We start from the raw sequence: 6,146 nt of genomic DNA on the forward strand, positions 1-6,146 counted from the left end.
TCTCCAGATATTCGTGGACCGCCTTGGCGTGCACGCGGAACGACCGACCGACGCGTACCGCCGGCAGTTCTCCGCTATGCACCAAGCGGTACACGGTCATCTTCGAAACGCGCATCAACGCGGCGACTTCGGCGACGGTAAGGAACTGTGATGCCGAGCTTGCGCCACGCGCCTCAGCAAGTTCGTTCCGGTCTCCAGACTTGTCTGCAGCAGCCATGAACAACAAAACCTCCGGTGCACGCATCGCGGCCACCGGCTTCCCCTCCGGCGGACATAGACACGTACGTGCTGCTAGGAGCTTAACGTGGCGGATGTGAAAAATGCGACGTGAGTGGCTAAATCTACCGGAGCTATTGGGGCGAAATATCCCGAAAGCCCGCTGTCGTCGCTGGTCACCAGGCTAGCGCAGGTCGTCGCCGCGTTCGGCGTTACTGCCCACAGGGACCCGCGAACCCTCAAGGTCGACTCGACGTGCCGCCGAACGGCTCACTTCGGCGGCGGCCCGGGCCGCCTCACTGGCCGCATGCCGCAAGCCGTACCGCTCGAACTCTGCCAACGCCGCAGCCGTCGTACCACCGGGCGAGGTGACCGCCGCACGCAACTCCACCGGGGAGAGACCGGACTCCGACAGCAACTGGCCCGCCCCCTTGAGCGTCTGAGAGGCCAACTCCAGCGACTGCGCCCGGGTCAGGCCTAGACCGACACCCGCATCCGTGAGCGCCTCGACGAGCAGGAAGAAATAGGCGGGGCCGGAACCGGAGATCGCGGTGACCGCATCCATCTGCGTCTCCGGAACCACCATCACCTGTCCGACGCTCTCCATCAGCCGAACGGCAACAGCCACCTGCCCGGCGTCGGCGTAGCGCCCGCCGCTCACCGCGCTCATCGCCTCATTGACAAGCATCGGGGTATTCGGCATCACGCGCACCACCGGCGATCCGGCGGGCAGGTTCGCCTCGTATCGCGCGGTCGGCACCCCAGCCACCAGCGATACCGTCACGCGTTCGGTCTCACCCGGATCCTCGGCGCGCGCCAACTCGCGCAGCACCGCGTCCACCGCATCGGGCTTCACCGCCAGAAATACGACCTGAGCACCCTCGGCAGCGTCCCGGACGTCCAGTGTCACGCGCACACCGTAATCGCGCGAGATCTCGGCCGACCGTTCCGCCGACAGCTCCACGACGACGAGGTCTTTGATGGGCTTGCCCGACTTGATCAGTCCGGCAAGCAGTGCCTCGCCGATCTTGCCGCCGCCGATGATCGCGATCCGCTCGGTCATGTGTTGTCCTTTGCGTGGTGGAAGGATAGTCGGCTCACTGCCCGGATGGGCGCGCCGGAATCAATGCCAATTGCCGGGACTGCGCGACCAGCGCACCGGTCTCGTCGACGACGACGTGGTCCTCGGCGAACATGCCCTGCCCCACCTCGGTGCTGGTGGCGGCAAACCGCAGCCAGCCGTTGCCGTCAATCCCCGGCGCGGGGAGCCGCCGCACGTATGTGGTCAGTTGGACGGTCGGCGCCCAGCCGAACAGGCCGAGGTTCATCACCACCGGCGGGGACACATCGCAGACCAGGACCGGGAAATCGGCGGCCATAGTCGGTGGCTGGGCATCACCGTCACGCGGCCGGGTCCAGCCGCGGATCGCCGGTTCACCGGTGTCGCCGGTCAACGCCGGGAACCACGCCGGGTCCAGGGCCAACTCCAGCGCCGATCCCACATGCATCACGTCCCCAAGCGGCGAATCGCCGATGGCGACAGCATCGTCGGTCGGCCTCGGCGGGAGGCCGTCGAACTCGACGAGGCGCCGATGATGCGGTTCGCCGCTGTCCGCGCGGCCCAGAGTGACCGTCGACGAGACCATCACGCGATCATGTTGGGTCACCTCCACCCGCACCAGGCTCACCGTGCGGCCACGCTTGATGACTCGGACCGCCAACTCCACCTCGGCCGGATCCGCTGCGGCCAGGTAGTCGCTGGCGATGGCGATCGGGGTGACGCCCGCCAGCAGCGTCGGATCGGCGTCGGCCGACGTCAACTCGATAAGCGCAGCACGCGCCGCGGCGCCCACCATCATCTGCAGGCTGCCGCCGTGCACCTTGGGTCCGATGGTGAAGGTCGGAGAGATCGAACCCCGATAGACAATCGCACTGCTGTCGACGGTCCGATCGTCGACCTGGAAGGTCAGCAGGTCAGCGAGCGCCGTTGACATCGCTCTCCCCTCGCTCGACGTCCGCCTCCGGGGCGGTCTCGCCGCGATCCAGGTAACGGCGGGCAAACTCCAAGGACCGGGTGAGCAGCGCGGTGCGCTCGGCTTTGCTCTTGGCGCCGGTGGTGTGCACTTCCAGGACGACGGCGCCGCCGAAATCGCTCTCGGCGAGCCGACGGCACACTTCGACGCACGGCTGGGTGCCGTCGCCCGGGATCAGGTGTTCGTCGGTGGCGGCGCCGGTGCCGTCGGTCAGGTGCAGGTGCCGCAAGCCGCTGCCCATTCGATCGGCGAGGCCGAGCGCATCAAGGCCGGCGGTCGCCGCGTGCGACAGATCGAGGGTGTAGTTGTCGTAGCCGTCGTCCGTCGGGTCGATCGACTTGCCGAACGCCGACGTGGCGAACCCCGGGTGCCCCCCACGGTCGGCCATCCGCTGGGCCGAGCGTGCACCGGCACCGAACATCCGGTCGGCACGCAGCGGAAACATATTCTCCACCGCCACCTTGACGTCGCTCTCGGCTTCCAGCCTGCGCACCAGACGGTCGAATCCGCGCACATAGTCGCGCTGCCAGCGAAACGGCGGATGCACCACCACCGTATCGGCGCCGAGGTCCTCGGCGGCCTGTACTGATCGCACCAGCTTTGCCGACGGATCGCGGCCCCACACACGCTGACTGATCAGCAGGCACGGTGCGTGCACCGACAACACCGGTACCTGGTACTGCTGCGATAGGTGCGCGATGTGCGCGATGTCCTGGCTGACCGGATCGGACCAGACCATCAACTCGACGCCGTCGTAGCCGATTTCAGCGGCGTAGGCGAACGCCGCCTCCGTATTCTGTGGATAGACCGAGGCGGTGGACAGGCCGATGGGGATTTCGGGACGCACCGGGGCGAACTCCTGCCCCGCTAGACGAGCAGGACGAGTGGGCCGATGGTGACGATCAAGCCCACCGCCAGCGCCAGCAACGTAGTCGGCAGATCGCGCTTTCGCAGCACATACGCGAAGGTCACGATTGCGAAGATGACCAGCACCGCGAGAACCAGCGCCAGATACACGTATTGCTTCCACAAAATGGTGAAGCCCCAGAACAGCCCGGCGCCGATAGCCACGCCGAGGATCACTTCGCCAGCCAGCGCGAGCCAGCCCCACAGCGGGGAGCGGTCCTGCGGCGCTTCGGCCTCAGCGGCAGACTCGGCCGCTTCGACCTCGTCGAGCAACAGCACGGAATCGTTTGCCGCAACCAGTTCACCGGTGTTAGCGAGGTGGTCGCTACCTTCGACGGCCTCCGCCTCAGTCTCGAACAGCGCAGCGGTGGTCGTCTGGTCGAAGTCGGTGAACGCATCGCCGTCCGCGACGGCCGCTGCGCTCCCGAGCTCCTGGCTCGCAATCACCTCGCTCGCGATCACGACGGTCGCGGCGGGCAGATTCGCGTCGTGCACCACGACGGTGGCACTGGGCAGGCCCGCTCCGGTCGCCGGCAACTCGACACCAATGAGGTCGTCCGGATCAACAGCGCGCAGCGACCCGGTGTCCACCTCGGGCGCGTCGTCGGTGACCACCGGAATGATGCCGGTGACCACGTTTCGCGACTCGCCGATCTCAGTAGAGGGCGCCGGCGTGTACGCGGGCATGCCGGAGGCGCCGATGACGCGAGCGCGGGGGCGGACCGCGGGCGCGGCGGTGGTGTAGCCGGGCATACCGGAGGCGCCGGGGGGCACTGTGTCACCGCCCTCGTCCATCTCACGGGTCACCGCCACCGAATCGGCATGCGGGAAGTGACCCCCGTCCGGGACGGTGCCGGAGATCAACTCCTCCACGGTGATCGGACGCGAATCCGGCTCCTTGGCCATCAGCGGTCACTCCATCCTGCTTTTCCGGTTGCGGGTCTGGCCCGCAAGGTACGAGTCAAGTCTACGGTCCGATGGTCATCGGACCGGCAGGCTCGCTGTCGAGCCGCCGGAGAATCACACCCTCGCGAAGCGCCCACGGACAGATCTCCAGTCGATCAACACCCAGGGCGCGCATGGCGGCCTCCGCCACCAGCGCGCCAGCCACAATTTGCGGGGCCCGGTCGGCGCTCACGCCTTCCAGTTGCGCACGGTCGGCGGTGGTCATCCGGGAGATGAAGGCGATGAGTTGCCGAATGCCGTCCTGGGTGACGCTGCGCTGCATGTGCGGACCGGCGCTCGACGGCGCCGCGCCGGTCAGCCGGGCCAGGGAGCGGAAAGTTTTGGACGAGCCGACCGCCAGGTTGTGCTTGCCCGCGCTCTTGAGTTCCTTGGCGGGGGCTTTCAGCTCGGAGTCCAGCCAGTCACGCAACACTGCGATGCGGCGATGGTCTGGCGGATCGGAGTTGATCCATTCGCGGGTGATCCGGCCAGCCCCGAGCGGGAGCGAGATGGCGATGTCTGGTTCCTCGTCCACGCCGTTGGACATCTCCAGCGAGCCACCGCCGATATCGAGCGCCAGGATCCGGCCAGCCTGCCAGCCGTACCAGCGGCGGACCGCCAGACACGTCAGCCGCGCCTCGTCGACTCCGCTGAGAACCACTGGGTCTAGCCCGGAGGTCTTGCGAACCCGTCTGAGCACCTCATCGGAGTTGGTGGCATCGCGGACCGCCGAGGTCGCAAAGGCCATCACCTCGCCGCAGCCGGACGATTCGGCAATCTTGGCAAAGTCTTCGATGGTGGACACCAACGAGTCCGCACCCGCCTTGGTCATTTTGCCGCCATCGTCGATCTGTTCGGCCAGGCGCAGCACCGCCTTGGTCGAACTCATCGCCGTGGGCGCACCGCCGGCCTTCGCATCGACCACGAGCATGTGCACCGTATTGCTGCCCACATCGAGCACTCCGATTCTCACGCTACGAAATTACTGCGCGCGGCGCAGCAATGCGACCCGGACAGCTACCGTTGATCGCTGTGAGCCCTGATGGATCGACTTCGCCCGGCACTCCGGAAGTCCCGCTCGACTTCCCGCGCGAGTGGTTCGAGTTCTTCGACCCCGCCGATCCCGAGCACCTGATCAGCATCGACTTGACCTGGCTGCTGTCGAGATGGTCGTGCGTCTTCGGCACTCCGGCATGCCAGGGCATCGTCGCCGGCCGCCCGGACGACGGCTGCTGCACCCACGGCGCCTATCTCACCGACGACGACGACCGCGCGCGCCTGACGGCCGGTGTCGCGATGCTGACACCGGACGATTGGCAGTTCTACAAGAAGGGGTCGGGTGACGATCCGCTCGGACCGCACGGTTACCTCGAAGAGAGCGATCTGGACGACGAACCGGCCCTCAAGACCCGCGTGCACAAGGGCGCGTGCATCTTTGCCAATCGCCCCGGCTTCCCCGCCGGGCAGGGCTGCGCGCTGCACGCGGTGGCGCTACGCCGCGGGATCGAACCGCTCACCGTCAAACCCGACGTCTGCTGGCAGTTGCCGGTGCGCCGGGAAGAGAATTGGGTCACCCGGCCGGACGGCACCCAGATCCTCAAGACCACCGTCACCGAATACGATCGCCGCGGTTGGGGCGAAGGCGGCCACGATTTGCAGTGGTACTGCACCGGCTCACCCGACGCCCATGTCGGCGCCGCACCCGTCTTCGAGTCGTACGCCCCCGAGCTCACCGAAATGCTCGGTGCCCCGGCCTACGAAGAACTGGCCAAGGCGTGCCGTCGCCGCACCCAACTCGGCATCGTCGCCGTGCACCCCGCCACGGCCGCCGCCACCGAGCGGCGCACCACCGACATCAAATACGAGCAGCTATAACCCTCATCCGCGGCTATTCGTGCCAGCACTTTCCGTTCCGACCAATGGCGGCGCAATAGGGCCGAACCAATACTGTTGGCCGGAAAGTTCGGCCAACAGCCCGACGCGACGGGTTCAGGGTTCAGGGTTCGAACTTGTAGCCCAGGCCGCGCAGGGTGATCAGGTGTCGCG

The 6,146-nt window shown here is 67.1% G+C and carries 7 protein-coding genes; 1 reads left to right on the plus strand and 6 read right to left on the minus strand.

The window, feature by feature from the left end; translation table 11 throughout:
- The 6 genes from WAW85_RS16315 to WAW85_RS16340 all read right to left on the minus strand — a co-directional run.
- Positions 1–217: helix-turn-helix domain-containing protein (locus WAW85_RS16315; protein WP_422560642.1), on the minus strand; the 217-nt coding region annotated here is incomplete at its 3' end.
- 183 nt (positions 218–400) lie between these two features.
- On the minus strand, positions 401–1,279 hold the full coding sequence (gene proC, locus WAW85_RS16320) for a pyrroline-5-carboxylate reductase (protein WP_422560636.1): 879 nt from the start codon (positions 1,277–1,279) through the stop codon (positions 401–403).
- 34 nt (positions 1,280–1,313) lie between these two features.
- Complete coding sequence (locus tag WAW85_RS16325) at positions 1,314–2,210, minus strand: thioesterase family protein (RefSeq protein ID WP_422560637.1); 897 nt, start codon at positions 2,208–2,210, stop codon at positions 1,314–1,316.
- Positions 2,191–3,096, minus strand: a complete 906-nt coding sequence (locus tag WAW85_RS16330) for a sugar phosphate isomerase/epimerase family protein (protein ID WP_422560638.1) — start codon at positions 3,094–3,096, stop codon at positions 2,191–2,193. The genes WAW85_RS16325 and WAW85_RS16330 overlap by 20 nt, the downstream gene beginning before the upstream one ends.
- A 20-nt stretch (positions 3,097–3,116) precedes the next feature.
- Positions 3,117–4,061 carry a hypothetical protein gene (locus WAW85_RS16335; RefSeq protein WP_422560639.1) on the minus strand — a complete coding sequence of 315 codons (945 nt, stop codon included), beginning with the start codon at positions 4,059–4,061 and terminating at the stop codon, positions 3,117–3,119.
- Positions 4,062–4,122: 61 nt separating this feature from the next.
- Entirely contained in the window at positions 4,123–5,073 is a 951-nt protein-coding gene (locus tag WAW85_RS16340; protein WP_422560640.1) for a hypothetical protein, read from the minus strand.
- 29 nt (positions 5,074–5,102) lie between these two features.
- Here WAW85_RS16340 and WAW85_RS16345 point away from each other — a divergent pair, with 29 nt between their 5' ends.
- Entirely contained in the window at positions 5,103–5,975 is an 873-nt protein-coding gene (locus tag WAW85_RS16345) for a hypothetical protein (protein ID WP_422560641.1), read from the plus strand.
- Positions 5,976–6,146: the final 171 nt, after the last annotated feature.

Origin of the sequence: Gordonia sp. (in: high G+C Gram-positive bacteria) (assembly GCF_049299075.1) — a bacterium.
Taxonomy (GTDB): domain Bacteria; phylum Actinomycetota; class Actinomycetes; order Mycobacteriales; family Mycobacteriaceae; genus Gordonia.

Bases quoted from the DNA above. Each gene is read 5' to 3' on its own strand.
- proC (WP_422560636.1), bottom strand. From the start codon at position 1,279: ATGACCGAGCGGATCGCGATCATCGGCGGCGGCAAGATCGGCGAGGCA.
- WAW85_RS16325 (WP_422560637.1), bottom strand. From the start codon at position 2,210: ATGTCAACGGCGCTCGCTGACCTGCTGACCTTCCAGGTCGACGATCGG.
- WAW85_RS16335 (WP_422560639.1), bottom strand. From the start codon at position 4,061: ATGGCCAAGGAGCCGGATTCGCGTCCGATCACCGTGGAGGAGTTGATC.
- WAW85_RS16345 (WP_422560641.1), top strand. From the start codon at position 5,103: ATGCGACCCGGACAGCTACCGTTGATCGCTGTGAGCCCTGATGGATCG.